Below are 15,956 nucleotides of genomic sequence, written 5' to 3' on the forward strand. Positions count from 1 at the left end.
CGACCAACATCCAAAACAAATGCCTCCGATCAAACCGGAGGCAGTGTGAAACACCCGCCGCTACAAGGGGGCCCTTTTGGATGCCGATCACCCCTGAAACGGGGTCCTTATTCCACGCCGAAACACAGATAAGAAGCTGAAAATCGAGCAAGGCGACCTCATTAGGGCCTATCGAAAGCTTCAGGCAGAAGCAACAATAACTTGCGGGAATGATGTAATTATGGTTCTCTATACAGAATTCATTGAAGCAATATTTTATGTCAGATATCCGAAAGCGGGTAAGTAGCAAAGGAACGACTTACCAGGTCCGATACCCCAGCAAGAAAGCCAAATCGGGCTACACATACGCCACCTTCGATACGATGAAGGAGGCACGAGAATTTATCGAGACAGGTAGAGCGCATCGAGCCAACGGCGAGATCAGGAGCACAATTCGCACCGTCGATCAGGCGATCGATAAGTGGCTGAGAATTTGCGAGAAGGAAGGGCTTAACGGGCGTGATCCGGTTACCACCTACACGCTCAAGAACTATCGATATCTCACGTCAATCATCACGACCTACGAGTGGGGCAAACAGATTGGTGAGCTACAGCCGACCGACATTGTCGAATTCCGTTCGTGGCTGTTGAAAAACTACAGTCGCTATCTGTCGCGCGAAGCTCTTTCGTTGTTGCAGTCTGTTCTGAAAGAGATGGCCAAGCGCGGCCACGTTGGTAGCAACGTGGCCAGCGGAATTACCGTGAATTCCAGTTCTCGATACGACCAACCGGTAACACCGCCCACCGTAGCTGAATTTCAGTTGCTTCTCGCGGCGGCAGACAAGCTTGCCAATTCCAAGAACGCACAGATCGCTTCGTCGTGGCAGCGCTATCGCCCGATGCTCTACCTTGCCGGCGATACCGGCATGCGGCCAGGAGAATACCTCGCGCTCCCCTGCTTCAATATCAATCAGGAGCAGGTGAAGGTGGATCGTGCAGTCGAACGCGGTGGGTACAAGATATCGGTTACAAAGACCAGGGCAGGCTGGCGCTGGATAGTGACGATCAAGAGTGTGTCGGGATGATATCCAGTTTGACCAAAAATCCTTGTGGCAAATCTGTGGCGAATCCTCGGTAAGTGGCTCTCACCTTGGCTTTCGAGACAGTCTTTTAATCAGTAGGTCGAGGGTTCGAATCCCTCAGCGGTCACCACTTTAAAATCAATCACTTAGCAGAATAATACGGAAAGAAACGGCCCCTTTGGGGTCATTTTTGCCACAAAATACCACTCCTCCGAAACCCGCAGGAATCCGCCATTTTACTTTTCGCCACAGAATTCCTTGTGGCAAGTTTGTGGCAAAAACATTCCTGCCCCACATGAAGCGGCGCCCCCCCCCTACGGGGACGGTGCATTGTGATGATGGAACGTCCGGCGGTGGTTCAGCTCGCTCAGGATGTTCGCACGGGATGCCGAAGCTACGCGGTGCCGGAGTGTGCCGGGCGCGTATTCGGCCAGCAGCCGCTCGATCTCGCCGAGCATGGCGAAGAGCTGCGCATTCGTAAGGCCTCCAAGCTCCTGGGTTACGATCAGTCGATCCATGATTGCCTCCTTTGGCTTTCAGGTCCCGCCCATCGGGACCTTTCGTGCCGGTCGGAGGAATCCGCCGTGGATCGTTTGCGCGCACCTGCCCACATTTGTGAAAGGCCGTAACGACAGAGAAGGAGCTTCGCCCATTGCGAATGCTTGCGCCGGCAACGACCGCCGGCAGGTATCGATGAACCGCTGAAAGGCCTTGATGGCGGAAGCCTGTCAAAGCCGGAGGAAATCCTGTCGATTGGTCGGACCCGTTTGGAGCTTGTCGCCGGCACGGATGCGACCAGGTCAAGCCCGGTTCGGTTGATCGCCGGCATTCTGGCGTTCAAGCGGCTTGCTCATCCGGACATCGCGATGACGACATTCCTCTAGATCGAGCAGCGATGCGAAGCGGCGTTGCGTTCAATTCATCGCCGTGCGGTCCCCTTGAGGGTGTTTCTCAAATCATTGCCGCGTTTATGGCCGGTCGCGCCGTCCGGTCAACGCCCTGCCCGCACCGGAAACCGTGTTGGGCGTACCCCGCTGCATTTCATTGGCGGGTGACCCGACGGCTTTGCCGCCCGGCCTCGTTCTCCGCGTCTTGAGAAACACCAGACAAGGAGACGAGCCATGAAGAACAAGACACGCCATTCGCAGAACACTGATCGGCAGGACATCTACAGCCGCATCACGGACCAGATTGTCGCCGCGCTGGAGTGCGGAGTGAAGCCCTGGACCCAGCCCTGGAACGCTGCCCATGCCGCAGGAACGGTATCGCGGCCCCTACGCTTCAACGGGCAACCCTATGCCGGGATCAATATCCTTACCCTTTGGGCATCCTCCATGGAACGGCACTATGCAGCGCCGGTCTGGATGACCTTCAAGCAGGCCATCGAGCTCGGAGGGCACGTTCGCAAGGGAGAGAAGGGATCGCCTGTCGTTTACGCCGACAAGATGGTCAAGACCGAACGCGACGATCACGGGCAGGACCAGGAGCGGATTATTCCCTTCCTGAAAGCCTACACCGTCTTCAATGTCGAGCAGATCGAGGACCTTCCGGCGCACTACTACGCAAAGGCGCAGACCGAAACTAACCCCGACGAACGCATCGCGCGGACCGATGCATTCTTCGCCGCGACCAGGGCCGATATCCGGCATGGAGGAAACAGCGCGTTCTACATTCCGTCGCAGGACTTCATCCAGATGCCGGAGTTCGAGGCGTTCCGCAGCGCCGAGGCCTACTACGCGACCCTGGCGCACGAATGCTGTCACTGGACCAAGCACAAGTCGCGTCTTGATCGCGATTTCGAGTGCAAGTCCTATGGAGACAGCGGGTATGCCCGCGAGGAGCTCGTTGCCGAGCTGGGAGCGGCGTTCCTGTGCGCCGATCTCGGACTGAAGCTCGAAGACCGCGAGGATCATGCCTCGTACATCGCTTCTGGCTTCGGGTTCTGAAGAATGACAAGCGCGCGATTTTCACTGCGGCTGCGCATGCGCAGCGCGCGGCGGATTTCATGCACGATCTTTCGACAGCAGACCAGCGGGCCGCGTAATACGCGGCCCTACGGCTTTTTCCTATCTATATATAGGCAATCTGGCCTTATGTGCATATCTATTAATTGACAAAAATGGTGTTTCTGCCTATCATTTAATAGGCAGATGATTGCCCCATGCCTATAAGGTGATATGCAATGAACGTCAAAGACACGGCCAGAAAGCAATATGTGCAGATCGTAGATCGTGCTGCGCGGCAGGTCGAGGCCCTGAAAAGTCCCTCCGAAGGATGGCTGGCCTTGCTCCGCAAGGCGCTTGGCATGTCCGGAGCCGAGGTGGCCGTTCGTGCAGGCGTGAGCCGCAATGCGATCTATCAGGCCGAGCGCAATGAGCGCGACGGCGCAATCACCATAAATCAGATGGAGAAGCTCGCCGCAGCTATGGGCGGGCGCTTTGTGTACGCGATCGTCCCCGACGGGAGTGTCGAGGACGTGATCCGCGCGCAGGCGCGGCGCAAGGCCGAAGCGCACATCATGCGCGCCAGCGCGCATATGGCGCTGGAAAAGCAATCGCTGACGAGTGCGCAGACGGCGCAGCGTATCGAAGACCTTGCCGACGAACTCATCCGCGATATGCCGCCCGACTTCTGGGAGGTCAAATGACGTTCGACGAGCCGGACGGCGCAACGCCGCTCGATCCCGATGAAATGCAGGGGCTGAAATTCGTGCATATCACCACGCGCGGCGAGCTGGACGAGCTGGAGCAGGCGAATATCGAGCAAGGGCTTGCCTGGATATCACGGCGGCGCGGTGGCTCGATCTTTGACGATGGATTTGTGAGGACGTTGCACAAGAGGCTGTTTGGCGATGTCTGGTCATGGGCGGGCGAGTATCGCCTGACCGAAAAGAACATCGGTATCGATCCGTTCCAGATTCCCGTCCAACTCCGCATGCTGCTGGACGACGCGCGCTATTGGGCGGAAAACGAGGTCTATCCGCCGCTCGAAGCCGCCGCGCGCTTTCATCACCGCATGGTGCAGATTCATCCGTTCCCCAACGGCAATGGCCGTCATGCGCGGATTGCCGCCGATATTATGCTCGAAGAAATCTACAGGCACCCGCCGATTGCCTGGGCGAGCGGGTTCGATCTCCAGGCCGACAATCAGCGCCGCAATGCCTATATCACAGCCCTTCGCGCTGCTGACGCCGGCGACATCGATCCGCTTCTGGCCTTTGTCGGTGATGGGTAATGCGTGAAATCAAACCGTCGCAAGGAAAAGATGGGGCTGCGCGCGATCTTTGCTGGTTGAGTTTATCGCGCTCTCAATAGGGGCGAATCGCCGAAGTGGCAGATTTCATTCTGAGGGCGACCTGAAAAGTATTGTCCGAAATTCAACCTGGCCAAAGAACTCCAATTTGGTTCGACGCTCAAAAGATACAATTTGCCGTCGATTTTCAGGGCCTTGATGTCACGGGTAGTCATGCTTGCGCAGCCAGAGCAGATTCCTACAAGGCCTACTTTACCGTCCTCGTGCACTGCTAAAAGATTAAGCACCGGCGCTGCGCCCAGAAAGCGCTTTTCGATTTTCTCACTCTTACCATCGCGATCAACATCGATGTCCAGTTCGGCAAGCGGGACTTCGATCTCGGCAAGGCGATCCGCGTCTAGTAACTCACGCACCGTGTCACAGACGGGGTCTTCATTGATCCCCGATACAGCATTGGCGCATTGTGAGAAAGATGTGCAGTAAATAAATACCAGAGATATTCTCAGTAAAATTGATAATCTTCGCATATTGTATAGTTAACAATATTAATATTTCAAACAGTGATGAACATATATGAGTGAATGTAAATTCGGAAGCAATAAAAGACCTGACCAAGCTGGTCAAGGAAGGTGCGAACGTTCCCGTCTATGTTCTCGAATATCTTCTTGGCATGTACTGTGCTTCCGACGATGAAGACACCATTCGCAGCGGATTGGAGTCGGTCAAGAAAATCCTCGCGGAAAATTATGTGAGGCCCGATGAAGCGGAAAAGGTCAAATCCAAAATCCGCGAGCGCGGTAGTTACAAGATCATCGACAAGATTACCGTTCGGCTAAACGAAAAGCGCAACACCTACCAGGCGCTGATGTCCAATCTCGGGCTGAAGGATGCCGAGATTCCCGATCAGTATGTGCGCCAGTACGAGAAGCTTCTCGTCGGGGGAATTTGGTGCATCACGACGATCGAATATTTCCACGAGGAGGGCCAGAAGACATCGCCATTCCTGATCCGCGAGCTAAAGCCGATCCAGATGCCCAATATGGACATGGAAGAACTATTCGAAGGGCGGCGATCATTTTCTGAAGAACAATGGATCGACGTGTTGCTTCGTTCGACCGGGATGGAGCCGACAACCCTCGAACAAAGAGTGAAATGGCACATGCTGGCGCGCATGGTGCCGCTCGTCGAGAACAATTACAACTGCTGTGAACTAGGGCCGCGCGGCACTGGTAAGTCGCATATTTACAAAGAGATCAGCCCCAACAGCATCCTAATTTCCGGTGGCCAGACGACCGTCGCAAACCTTTTTTACAACATGGGCCGTCGTATGGTCGGCCTTGTCGGATTGTGGGATGTTGTCGCGTTCGATGAGGTGGCGGGGATCAGTTTTAAAGACAAAGACGGCGTCCAGATTATGAAAGATTACATGGCGTCGGGATCATTTGCGCGCGGAAAGGATGCCGTATCGGCCTATGCCTCGATGGTGTTCGTAGGCAACATAAACCAACCAGTCGATACGCTCGTTAAAACCAGCCACCTTCTGGCACCGTTTCCGGAGGCGATGATCGATTCCGCCTTCTTCGACCGCTTTCACGCCTACATACCAGGCTGGGAAATTCCGAAGATGCGTCCGGAGTTCCTCACCAACCAGTATGGCTTGATAGTTGATTATCTTGCCGAGTTCATGCGTGAAATGCGCAAGCGTACTTTCGGCGATGCTATCGACAAATTCTTCAAGCTTGGGAACAACCTAAATCAACGTGACACAATTGCAGTTCGCCGAACCGTGTCGGGCCTGCTGAAGCTACTTTATCCTCATGGCGAATACGACAAGGAAGCCGTTCGCAGGTGCCTGGAATATGCCCTTGAGGTTAGGCGTCGCGTGAAGGAGCAGCTGAAGAAGATCGGCGGTATGGAGTTTTACGATGTCCACTTCTCATACATCGATCTAGAGGCGCGAGAAGAGCGCTGGATCAGTGTTCCGGAGCAAGGCGGCGGTAAACTGATCCCCGAAGGCCCGCTCAATCCGGGGTTCCTTCATACCATCTCGACAGGAGCAAACGGGCACCTGGGGCTTTACCGCTTCGAAACACAAGTGACAGCGGGCGGTGGAAAGCTATCCACTTCCGGACTTGGCTCCAGCTCATCGGCAAAAGAAGCTATCCGTGTAGCGTTTGATTATTTCAAGGCCAACATCGGACGGATCAGCGGCAGCGCTAAAGCTGGCGATCACGATTTCCATCTTCATGTGGTCGAAATGCACAACACCGGTGCAGCTAAATCGATGACGCTAGCAGCTTTCGTTGCATTTGCTACGAGCATCTTACAAAAGCCAGTCCAGAGTCAGATCGTCATATTGGGTGACATGAGCTTGGGCGGAAGCATAATCCCTGTCGAGAATCTTGCCGAATGCCTGCAAGTTGCCTTCGATGCGGGAGCGAAACGAATTCTGGTTCCGATGGCGAGCGCGTCAGATATACCTACGATTCCCGCCGAACTGTTCACGAAGTTTCAGACTTCATTCTATAGCGATCCTGTTGACGCGGTAATGAAGGCCATCGGGGTCGATTGATTGCGGTTTTTCTTTTTGTCGCCTTTCGCTGTTTTCTCAATCATTGACGCTGCATAGCCGGTCGCGCCGTCCGGTCAATGGCCCGCCCGCACCACCTCACTTCGTGAGCCGTGTTGGCCATGACCGCCCGGCTTGGCCGACCGGCTTCCTCCTTTTGCATCTTGAGAAAACCTCAGTGAAAGGAGACCAACATGAAACTCTTGACCAATCCCATCCGCGAACAGCTCTTGCGCAACGGGCGCTTGCAGCAGGAATGCTCTGAAGCCGGAGGGTCGGATGCCGACTTCGTGCCGGTTGTGAAGCTCTTCACCCCGGATGCAGCGTGCACCTGGCTTCTGACAGAGCTTGATCCCGACGATCCCGATATCGCCTTCGCGCTTTGCGATCTCGGGTTCGGGTGTCCCGAACTCGGGTGCGTCCGCATCTCGGAGATCGAATCCGTCCGTGGACGGTTAGGGCTTCCGGTCGAACGCGACCGGCATTTCCATCCCGATAAGCCGCTCAGCGCATATGCCCGTGAGGCTCGCGCCCGTGGCCACATCGCAGCATGAGGGAGGATAGAATGCCTGTTTCACAATGCGAATGTTGCGGCGGAACCTGTAGCTGGTCCTGGACCGAAGCCTTCGAGAAATTCGGCTTCAATGACGGCGACGGGCAGGTCGAAACCTGGAACGTCGAAGCCGTGCTCACCGAGGCCGGCTACGATGTTACCGTCACCGGTTGGGGAATGCACAACACTGTCATCACCTCCATCAGGAAGGATGGCACGGAGTTCATTCCGCAGAACGATCCCGATGTTACGTTTGGCTATGACGATCCGCGCGGGTATTTGCCGGCGGAGATCGTGCGCCTTCTCGATCAGGAGCTACCTGATCCGTAGCTTCCGTAACCGGTCAGCCCGCTTCCGTAAGCTTCGTATTGCGGAGGCGGGTGGTGGCATCACAGCACAAGCTGTGTCGCCGGAGCCGCCAGCCTATTTACTAGGTCTTGGTGGCTCCGAGCGACCTTGTCGGCATCAAGGCCCATTTGTGCGGCATACCGCTTACTCATGCTGGCCATTAGCGCGATTACGTCTTCGCCCATCTGTTCGCGTTGTGTCGGAAGCGTCAGCAGATAGGCGAGCTCTGCGATTGGGCCGAGATGCTGGTTGATCCTGGCTTTTTCTTTTGCCGAAACATTTGCGTTCATGCTCGCTTGTAGGCACCAATAGCAGGTGGCCCAGCATTCGATGATATCGTCGGGAAGCTGGTCGTGTTCGGCGCTGATCGAGAGTTGCTTGATTGCGGGATCACGACCGCCGAAAAACACGAAGAGAAGTCGGCCTATGACGAATGGCCAGCTATTCGGGTCGTCTTCTGAGGGCAGAACTTGAAGTGACGAACGGGGGGCTTTGTTCGCTGAACCCTTGTCCGGGCCTCGCCAAGCAGCGGCACAAATAATCATCAGCATGGCACGAAGCCGCAGAATGTCGCGATTGTCGAGCTTGCCCTGGGATTGTCGTTCCTTCACCCTTTTCCCGAGAGAAGTTGCTGCGGCTACGATCTGCTCTTTCGTCGCTTGGCGCTGCGCGGCTTTCTTTCTTTGAAGTTCTTTCCCTTGTTCGGTCTGTTCAGGCGGTTTCTGTTTGCTATCGAACTCTTGCCCGGACGCGATAGCCGCTTCGGCATTATCGGTTTCGTCGCCAAGATCGAATGCTCCTGCTAAGGCCTTTTCGTCCTCATCGGCGTTATCGGTTTGGTCGTCCTGCATGCCGAGGATGCGATTGAGGAACCCCCTGACCAGTGAGACTTCGCTACCTGCCAGACTGTTGTTTGTCAGTTTCGAGTTGTCGGTACGAGGACGCCTGCCGGCGATAAACTGCTCATAGCTAAGCGTTTTATATTGCGGCCCACCGTTCGGATCGGTCCGATCTTGGGGCTTTTTAGGGACAGAAATCGGAGCTCTTGCCGATTCGTCGTCAGATTCGAGTTGCTCCAGAACATCGAGCACCTCCAGAAGCATTAGATTCGCTTCTGTCTCGCCATCGAGCTCGCGCAAAGCGTTTTCGGTCTTCCGGGAATGGGTCTCTCGGATGGCCGAGCTCAAGCGATCAATGACGGCCACGATGGCAAGAGCCGATCGATGACCGTCTGAAAACAACAGACGGGCGAAAGCAGGCCGATTTTCTGTGCCGCTTATGTTGAACCGGAGCTTTTCGTTCTGGCTGTTTAGCGGTGACAGTTGGCAATCGATTGGTTGGCCGTATTCGTTGAGCAGCTCGACCTTGACGGAATTTGGATCAATTGCGTTTGCCGGTTGCCATGAAAGGACATCGACCCGGCATTCGAATTTTCCGGGTGCCTGAGCAGCCAGCTCGTCGAGTGGTATGTCGTCTTCAAGCTGCATATCGCTCAGTGCGGATCGATCGACGGTCCGATCCGGCGATAAACAGTCGGTCAATTCCAAGGCTTCGATGACAACGTTTCTTGGCAGCTTTCTGTAAAGGCACGCTTCCTCGTTCAATCCTGAGAACGTGCCAGTTCCCAGAGCTGCGGTCGTACAATTCGCGCTTCCCATGAGAACGTGATCGGAGCTCTCTGTTTGCGCGATAATAGCTTTTGCGTGGATAAAGCGCCCCGCGCGAAAATTCCCGCGATCGTACAGTTGCGCCGATTGAATGTTGTCGATTGCCGCCCTTGGGAAAGTGGCGATACCTGGATCGATAAGGATCGCGGTTTCGGCTGGCTGCAATCGTTCAGCCAGGAACGTCAGTGCTTCCAGGTTCGTGTCCCAATAAGGGCTGACGACAATCAATCGCGAAACAGGCTCATCGATGAGATCGGCGAACCGCGCTGCGATCCCGGGCTGGCTTCCGGTCGCGAGGAAGGACGCCAAAGTCTTGTCAGTGAGTTCGACCGATGAATCCGCCGTGATCGCCTGCCTGAGCCAAGGTGTTCTGGCGATTGTCCAGTCCCGCTGGCTTGCGATCGCCTGTTGACCCTGATCGATGAGCCGATTGATGTATTCCCACGCGCTGATGATCAGACGCTGTTCGCCACTATCCTCGGTTCCGCAAGTTATCGTGGCTACCAGCTCCAAATTACCGGCCAAGCCGGAGGCCGTGAGGTTGGCAGATGCAACGATAAGCCTTCCGCCTTTTCGCCCGAGCTGTAAAAATAGCTTCGGATGAAACACGCCGCTGCCACTGAAGCCCGACACCGTATAGAGTCTGCCGGCAAGGCGTGGCAGGCTCGATGCGCCGTTGAGCGCGTGAGTCAGCATCCGGCTATCGGCAATTACGATATTGTTGCGACAACCGGCCCCGCGCAGGCGCGGCAGGACAATGCTTTCATATGCATCGAAGTCGATACCAAATGTCGTGGCGATACAGGTGTGATAGCCTTTGTCCGAAAAACGGTCGTATAGCTTCATTGGCTACCTACCGCTTCGACGCCGTCGTCAGTGAGGCCTTGCCCCCCGACGAGATGGATATCTTTCACGAAGGTGATTGCCGGTCCCAAGCGTGGGTTCGTGAATACCGGTCCGTCCTTTTCCCGAAGCCGTAACCTGCCTTCGTCCATTTCAATCAGGAATGTGTAGTCACGCTGATAACGAAATTTCCTGAGAGCCACCCACAAATGCCGGCGAATGACGCGCTCTTCGATGAGCTTGCCGAGAAGGTCGTCGAGATTTTCGGTTGCGTTTTTGTCGAGGAATTTGACCTCGCTGAGTAGTGAACGGAATGCATCGGGATCGAAGCGGGCGAGCTCTGCTGCGACATCACGTTCCTCGCTCTTGATCCGCTTGTGCAGTGTTGCGAGTAGTCTGATCGCCTTCCAGGCCAGTTCTGGTGTGCAGACTTTCTCATCGCTTCGTCCAGCGCTCCTGACCAACTCTTGCGAGAGTGACCAATCCGAGTATTCGTTCGCGCGGTCGAAGGCGTTGTCAGCCGGCTCAATTGCTTCGACCAAGCCGTTCCAGTTTGTCGATGCAACATCTGCGCTGTCGATGATCTGTCCTGCACATAGAGGGATCAGGCGAGCTAAGGTCGTGCCCGTGGGGAAATTGCCGAGATTATCGAGCGCAAATTTCAGCAGTGATTCAAGCGCAACATGGGACAGATCGTTTGCATGATAGACCCACCATCGCTGCCTTTGAGCTTCCAGCGCGGAAGAATCCAGCTCCAGCTTCCGGCCTTGGTCGTCGCAGCCGGCATACAGAATCCAGCGGACTTCGTCGGGCTTGGGTTCGCGTCCCAAGAGTTCCGCTACTTTCAGGATTAATAAGACGCTGAGCCGTCTTGACTGCGCAGCGGCATCGTCGTCGTTGCTAACCTTGAGTAGGATGTCCTGGTACAATTGCCGTTCGTGGCTGGTAAGAGCGATCTCTGACGGAGAGATACCCGCAAACTGATCCAGCTCTGCTTTGCTTACCGTTCCGCGCTGTATCGTGGCGAAGAATTGAGAGGCGAGCGGTCCCATCGCTTCCTCGAAAGCCTTTGCCAGCGGCTCGCCTATCTCCTGAGTTGGTAGGGGTATCTCGTGCTCGGTCGATCTTGTGAGAATTCCGATCTAGAACACCTGACTGCCATAAGCCGCCCCATACGCACCCCATGCCTGTTGTAAATAGTGGGTCTCACTGCCCGGTTCGGCGGCTTCTGCAAAGTCGATCGGATCGTCGCCAGCGCTTTCAAATGCTTTGGTCGCCCATTCAATCCCGGCAACACCGGACTCTCCGCCATGGCGATAGGCGATCAGTGCATAGAGAGCCTCTGTTCGGCGGATGTATCGCTTCCATGTTTCGGGATTTTCGCCGCCGACACGCTTTGCGTAGTTTTCGCAAAGCCACGCATAAAGGCCGTAGTAGCGGATTCTCAGCGTCACGTTGCTGATGCCGGGTAAGAAGGTCTGGTAGAGATTAACGCTGCTGTTTTGCATACCGAGGGGGTCAAGACCGTTCTTTTTCCGGTACTCTGTCCACTCGGGCAGGTTCAGCTTTATGTCGGCTTCGATCTCCATCCTGTCTCCGACTACGATATCGTCATGCTGCGTAGCCGGTCAGCGACCGCTGCGGAAATCGACTCGTGAATGACGGCAGGAAAGCCCTTCGGCAAAGACTTTTCGATCGACTCTATCGCATCGTTCGCACGCGCGGCGATTTCTTGGATTGCATCTGGTACTAGAGATTTCGGCAAGCCGGCTTCAGCTCCCGTTTGAATGAAGTGCCGTGCATGAATCTGGTCGATGCGATAGTGGCGGCTATCGCCGACCGACATCGCCAGCTTCATCTTCTTGCGCTGGATTTGATGGGAGTCGAAGCTCGGTTGTGCCGTGAGCACATCGTAGAATGGCGTCAGTTGGTAAGTGCCACCGCTTCCGAGGAAGACGCTGAAATTCTTCGCATGGCCATCGGTCGCGCCAAGGAGCCAGAACAGGATTTGCGCCTTGATGAAGGCAGCCTGGTCTTCTGCCGGAGTATCGCCGCCCTTGAGGAGATCGAGGATCGCGACCATGGCGGGGCCGCCGTCGCTTTGGTATTTCAGTGTCGGAGGAACAGAGAGTGCCTGGCAGCAATCTTCTTGCGGCAGGCGGAGTAATCGACCGTCCGAGGTCCAGCGGCGATCGAAGCGCTCGATAACGAGCGCCTTCGTTTTTCCGAACGTTCTGATTTCGGCATTGTTGACCGGAAGGCCGAATGCTTCGAGAAACTTCAGGCAATAGAACTCGTTCTCGATACTGTTCGATAGGTCGATGCCGTTCGGCAGGGTGCCGATCTGTGTTTTGAAGATATGCGTTGTAGGGGTAGTGCCGTGCGGCTTGAGCCATTTGCCGTCATGCCAGAGCAGAGCAGTTTTTTCATGCGCACCTGCAATCGATATCCGGAATTCATCGTCACGGCTCAAGCCAAGCGGTGCTTGCGCGAGGCCTCGCAGCAGTTTGTCGATGGCTTCGTCATCGACGATCTCGCCCTTGATCGTGCCGGTAGTGTCCATGGCCGCGTCATCACCGGCGATGAATTGTAGTGCTCCCACGCAGTCATGGCCGATTGCCGCGAGCATGCTGTAAGCGTCGGTTCCCCGCGCGCCGACTTTTTCGGCTACACGGCGACGCAGCGCGTCGGAGTCGGGGAGCAGGTTATCGAATACGGCGATGACCGGTTCGCCTCTGAAGGGCGTTTCCCGTAGGGGCAGGGACAGGGAAATGGGAAGCGCATGTTCCCAATCGAGCCAGCTTTGATCGTACCAGAAGTCGATCGCGCCGCTCGTTTCCTTGTTCAGAAACCCGACCAGGCGGTTATTGAGATAAACGCGGAGCGGCTCATATGTGCGGCGACGCGCCATCAAAAATTGTCCTCGATGTCGGAAGGACGGCTTTTGGAGCGCGGGACGATCCTGAATTCCAGATCGAGGGCGGAGAGGACGGCAAGGATTGTCTCCAGTTTCGCCGCCGGATTGCCGGTTTCGATAAGGGAAATGGTCTCCTGTCGTAGTCCGGCTTTGGTGCCGAGCTCCGTCTGATTAAGGCCCTGCTTTTTGCGGGCGCGCTGTACGATGGTGCCGATCTGCTTCGGCGTGCGGGCCAAATCTGTCATGTAGAAATTATGGCCCAAACCCGATAAAAATGCAATATCGGATTTGACACATAATGACAGTTTATGTGACAAGTATCATAAAACACGTTTATCGATACTGGCGTCAAGGTCACCGAGTCTGAAATCCCAAGGGTCGCGAGAACCTCGACGATCCGATCAAGTGGGCGTGGCTACAACAATGGTGCGCCGATGCCACGAAGCACGACGATCGGGGCCAGACGTTTCAGCATTTATTTGTCCGACAGGAAGATTGGGATTTCATTATGCCGTATGGCCTGTGAACTGACGAATCCCTCGCGGCGACGGTATGTTGTTGAATACGAGATTTAACGTTCAGAATTATGGACGTTAAATAACATAGCGTTCATGATAAAGGTCATTACGGCTTAAGATTTTTTGACGTCCGTGAGCGGATAAGATTGCAATAATGTTCACTATCCTGTACATTATAACAGTTAGTGAAAACGATCGTGAACGTTATGAATAAGAATGCCACATTCAGTATGCCGATACCGGTGCGCCGCGCCCTCCGTAAGCTGGGCCGCGACATTCATGATGCGCGGATGCGGCGACGGATTCCGGCTGCGGTACTGGCAGAGCGCGCCTCGATAAGCCGCACGACGCTTGTGAAGGTCGAGAAAGGCGAAGCAGGGGTATCAATCGGTATCTATGCCACCGTTCTTTTCGTGCTCGGATTGGTGGACCGCCTCGGTGAGCTTGCCGATGTCCGCAACGACCCGCGCGGACTGGAACTCGACGAGGAGCGTCTGCCGCAGCGAATTCGGCGGTCTTCAAGTACGAAAAGGACTCCGGACAAATGAGCGACCGTTCGGCACTCATATATGCCGATCTCGGCGGCACGACCCATTTGGTCGGACGGCTTTGGGCGCACATGCGTAAAGGTCGCGAGAGCGCGACTTTCGAATATGACGCCTCTTGGCTTGATAACCCCGACAAGTTTGCGCTGGAACCCGCCCTACAGCTCGGCGAAGGCGCGTTTCATACCGAAGCGGACAAAACCATGTTCGGGGCGATTGGCGACTCTGCTCCGGACCGCTGGGGGCGCATCTTGATGCGGCGCGCGGAGCGGCGGCGTGCCGAGAGGGCCGGTGAAGCGCCGCAAACCTTGCGGGAAATTGATTACCTCCTTGCCGTCTATGATGAAGCAAGGCAGGGCGCGCTTCGCTTTGCAATAGAGCCAGGTGGTCCGTTTTTGGCCGACTACGATTCCGTCCCGATTCCGCCGCTTATCGAATTACCTCGTCTGCTTGCCGCGACCGAGCGTGTCATTGACGACAGCGACAGTGACGAAGATTTGCGCTTGCTTCTCGCTCCCGGTTCGTCGCTTGGCGGCGCGCGTCCCAAGGCCTCTGTCCGGGATCATGACGGCACACTCGCGATCGCCAAGTTTCCCCACAAGGACGACGAATATAACAAAGTGGCATGGGAGGCCGTTGCTCTCGCGCTCGCAGCCAAGGCGGGAGTCTCGACGCCAGAGTGGCGCTACGAACACATAGCCGAAAAACCCGTGCTGATTTTACGACGCTTCGACCGTGTCGGTCAGACCCGTGTACCGTTTCTTTCCGCCATGAGTATGCTCGGGGCGAAAGACAATGAAACGCACAGCTATCTCGAAATCGTAGATGCGCTGAGGCAATACGGCTCGCAGCCGAAAGACGACATGCGCCAGCTATGGCGAAGAATCGTCTTCTCGGTGCTGGTATCAAATACCGACGACCATATGCGCAATCACGGCTTTCTTTTCGAAGGCACTGATGGTTGGTGCCTGTCGCCCGCCTACGATCTCAATCCGGTGCCGGTCGATATCAAGCCGCGCGTTCTGGAGACGGCAATTGATTTTGACGACCAAAGTGCGTCGCTGGAGCTTGCTCTGTCGGTAGCCGAGTACTTCGAACTTCATGATGCCGAAGCGAAAGCCATTGCTGCGGAAGTGGGGAGCGTTGTCTCGACCTGGCGCGAGGAGGCGGGGCGACTCGGCTTGACCGGCAAAGAGTGCGATCGGTTGTCGTCGGCCTTCGAGCAGGATGATTTGAAGAAGGCATTGTCATGACGCTCGAAAAGTTTCCTCAGGCCAAAATCAATCCGGTCACGCGCGAACGCATTTTCTACAACAAGGTCTACTTCGATCTGAAGCTTGCTGCCCCGAGGCGCTGATATGACCCATGCTAAAGTGGCCACGCTCTAGCAAAGATGGAAATTTCCGGAACCTTTTCCTACGAACGGAATCATCTTGATATCACAGAGTTTACCAAAGGTGTTGCGTGCCCCCGCAACCAGATTATCCAAGAATCCAAATAGTCGATCCAATGTCACCTTCGGGTGACCTGCCTCAGACCCTCCATTTAGGATCGTTTGAACCGCGCCGGGTTTGCCGGAGGCCGTTTTGTTTGAGTCACGCCGCCATGGCCGGCTCTTCGAGCATGGCGTAGTATCGTGCCTCGGCTTCGGCCGGCGGGATGTTGCCGATGGGCTCCAGCAGC

Annotated in this window: 15 protein-coding genes and 1 pseudogene; 9 read left to right on the forward strand and 7 right to left on the reverse strand. The window is 55.5% G+C overall.

Annotated elements, in window-relative coordinates:
• Nucleotides 1–257: 257 nt before the first annotated feature.
• The gene (locus ABGN05_RS29620; protein ID WP_367957634.1) at nt 258–1,064 is read left to right on the forward strand and encodes a hypothetical protein; all 807 of its coding nucleotides are present in this window, start codon (nt 258–260) and stop codon (nt 1,062–1,064) included.
• A 311-nt stretch (nt 1,065–1,375) separates the two neighbouring features.
• Here ABGN05_RS29620 and ABGN05_RS29625 read toward each other — a convergent pair whose 3' ends face one another.
• Nucleotides 1,376–1,579, reverse strand: a complete 204-nt coding sequence (locus ABGN05_RS29625) for a hypothetical protein (protein WP_367957635.1) — start codon at nt 1,577–1,579, stop codon at nt 1,376–1,378.
• A gap of 603 nt (nt 1,580–2,182) precedes the next feature.
• On the opposite strand from ABGN05_RS29625, the pseudogene ABGN05_RS29630 reads away from it, so the two are divergent.
• From ABGN05_RS29630 to ABGN05_RS29640, 3 genes and pseudogenes are all read left to right on the forward strand, one after another.
• Nucleotides 2,183–3,105: pseudogene (locus ABGN05_RS29630) on the forward strand (ArdC family protein).
• Nucleotides 3,106–3,243: 138 nt separating this feature from the next.
• Nucleotides 3,244–3,708, forward strand: a complete 465-nt coding sequence (locus tag ABGN05_RS29635; protein ID WP_367957636.1) for a mobile mystery protein A — start codon at nt 3,244–3,246, stop codon at nt 3,706–3,708.
• On the forward strand, nt 3,705–4,295 hold the full coding sequence (locus tag ABGN05_RS29640) for a mobile mystery protein B (protein WP_367957637.1): 591 nt from the start codon (nt 3,705–3,707) through the stop codon (nt 4,293–4,295). The genes ABGN05_RS29635 and ABGN05_RS29640 overlap by 4 nt, the downstream gene beginning before the upstream one ends.
• A gap of 62 nt (nt 4,296–4,357) precedes the next feature.
• Here ABGN05_RS29640 and ABGN05_RS29645 read toward each other — a convergent pair whose 3' ends face one another.
• Entirely contained in the window at nt 4,358–4,726 is a 369-nt protein-coding gene (locus ABGN05_RS29645; protein WP_367957638.1) for a hypothetical protein, read from the reverse strand.
• A 164-nt stretch (nt 4,727–4,890) separates the two neighbouring features.
• On the opposite strand from ABGN05_RS29645, the gene brxL reads away from it, so the two are divergent.
• The 3 genes from brxL (at nt 4,891) to ABGN05_RS29660 (ending at nt 7,765) form a co-directional block, all read left to right on the forward strand.
• Entirely contained in the window at nt 4,891–6,885 is a 1,995-nt protein-coding gene (gene brxL / locus ABGN05_RS29650; protein WP_367957639.1) for a protease Lon-related BREX system protein BrxL, read from the forward strand.
• Between the two features lie 191 nt (nt 6,886–7,076).
• A complete protein-coding gene (locus ABGN05_RS29655; RefSeq protein ID WP_367957640.1) occupies nt 7,077–7,436 on the forward strand; it encodes a DUF2958 domain-containing protein in 360 nt (119 codons plus the stop codon).
• Nucleotides 7,437–7,447: 11 nt separating this feature from the next.
• Nucleotides 7,448–7,765: a hypothetical protein gene (locus tag ABGN05_RS29660; protein WP_367957641.1), complete on the forward strand. Its 318-nt coding sequence runs from the start codon at nt 7,448–7,450 to the stop codon at nt 7,763–7,765.
• A 59-nt stretch (nt 7,766–7,824) separates the two neighbouring features.
• Here the strand turns inward: ABGN05_RS29660 and ABGN05_RS29665 are convergent, their stop codons facing one another.
• The 5 genes from ABGN05_RS29665 to ABGN05_RS29685 form a co-directional block, all read right to left on the reverse strand.
• A complete protein-coding gene (locus ABGN05_RS29665; RefSeq protein ID WP_367957642.1) occupies nt 7,825–10,296 on the reverse strand; it encodes a phospholipase D-like domain-containing protein in 2,472 nt (823 codons plus the stop codon).
• On the reverse strand, nt 10,293–11,345 hold the full coding sequence (locus tag ABGN05_RS29670) for a hypothetical protein (protein ID WP_367957643.1): 1,053 nt from the start codon (nt 11,343–11,345) through the stop codon (nt 10,293–10,295). Before ABGN05_RS29670 ends, ABGN05_RS29665 begins: the two co-directional genes overlap by 4 nt.
• Nucleotides 11,346–11,435: 90 nt before the next feature.
• Nucleotides 11,436–11,882 carry a hypothetical protein gene (locus tag ABGN05_RS29675; RefSeq protein ID WP_367957644.1) on the reverse strand — a complete coding sequence of 149 codons (447 nt, stop codon included), beginning with the start codon at nt 11,880–11,882 and terminating at the stop codon, nt 11,436–11,438.
• Nucleotides 11,883–11,893: 11 nt separating this feature from the next.
• Nucleotides 11,894–13,204: a type II toxin-antitoxin system HipA family toxin gene (locus tag ABGN05_RS29680; protein ID WP_367957645.1), complete on the reverse strand. Its 1,311-nt coding sequence runs from the start codon at nt 13,202–13,204 to the stop codon at nt 11,894–11,896.
• Entirely contained in the window at nt 13,204–13,527 is a 324-nt protein-coding gene (locus ABGN05_RS29685; protein WP_367957646.1) for a helix-turn-helix domain-containing protein, read from the reverse strand. Before ABGN05_RS29685 ends, ABGN05_RS29680 begins: the two co-directional genes overlap by 1 nt.
• A gap of 407 nt (nt 13,528–13,934) precedes the next feature.
• Between ABGN05_RS29685 and ABGN05_RS29690 the strand changes: the two genes are divergently transcribed.
• Together ABGN05_RS29690 and ABGN05_RS29695 are read left to right on the forward strand one after the other, a co-directional pair.
• A complete protein-coding gene (locus ABGN05_RS29690; RefSeq protein ID WP_367957648.1) occupies nt 13,935–14,276 on the forward strand; it encodes a helix-turn-helix domain-containing protein in 342 nt (113 codons plus the stop codon).
• Entirely contained in the window at nt 14,273–15,526 is a 1,254-nt protein-coding gene (locus ABGN05_RS29695) for a type II toxin-antitoxin system HipA family toxin (RefSeq protein ID WP_367957647.1), read from the forward strand. The genes ABGN05_RS29690 and ABGN05_RS29695 overlap by 4 nt, the downstream gene beginning before the upstream one ends.
• The last annotated feature ends 430 nt before the right edge of the window (nt 15,527–15,956 follow it).

It is taken from the genome of Aquibium pacificum (assembly GCF_040839445.1).
Classification (GTDB): Bacteria; Pseudomonadota; Alphaproteobacteria; order Rhizobiales; family Rhizobiaceae; genus Aquibium; species Aquibium pacificus.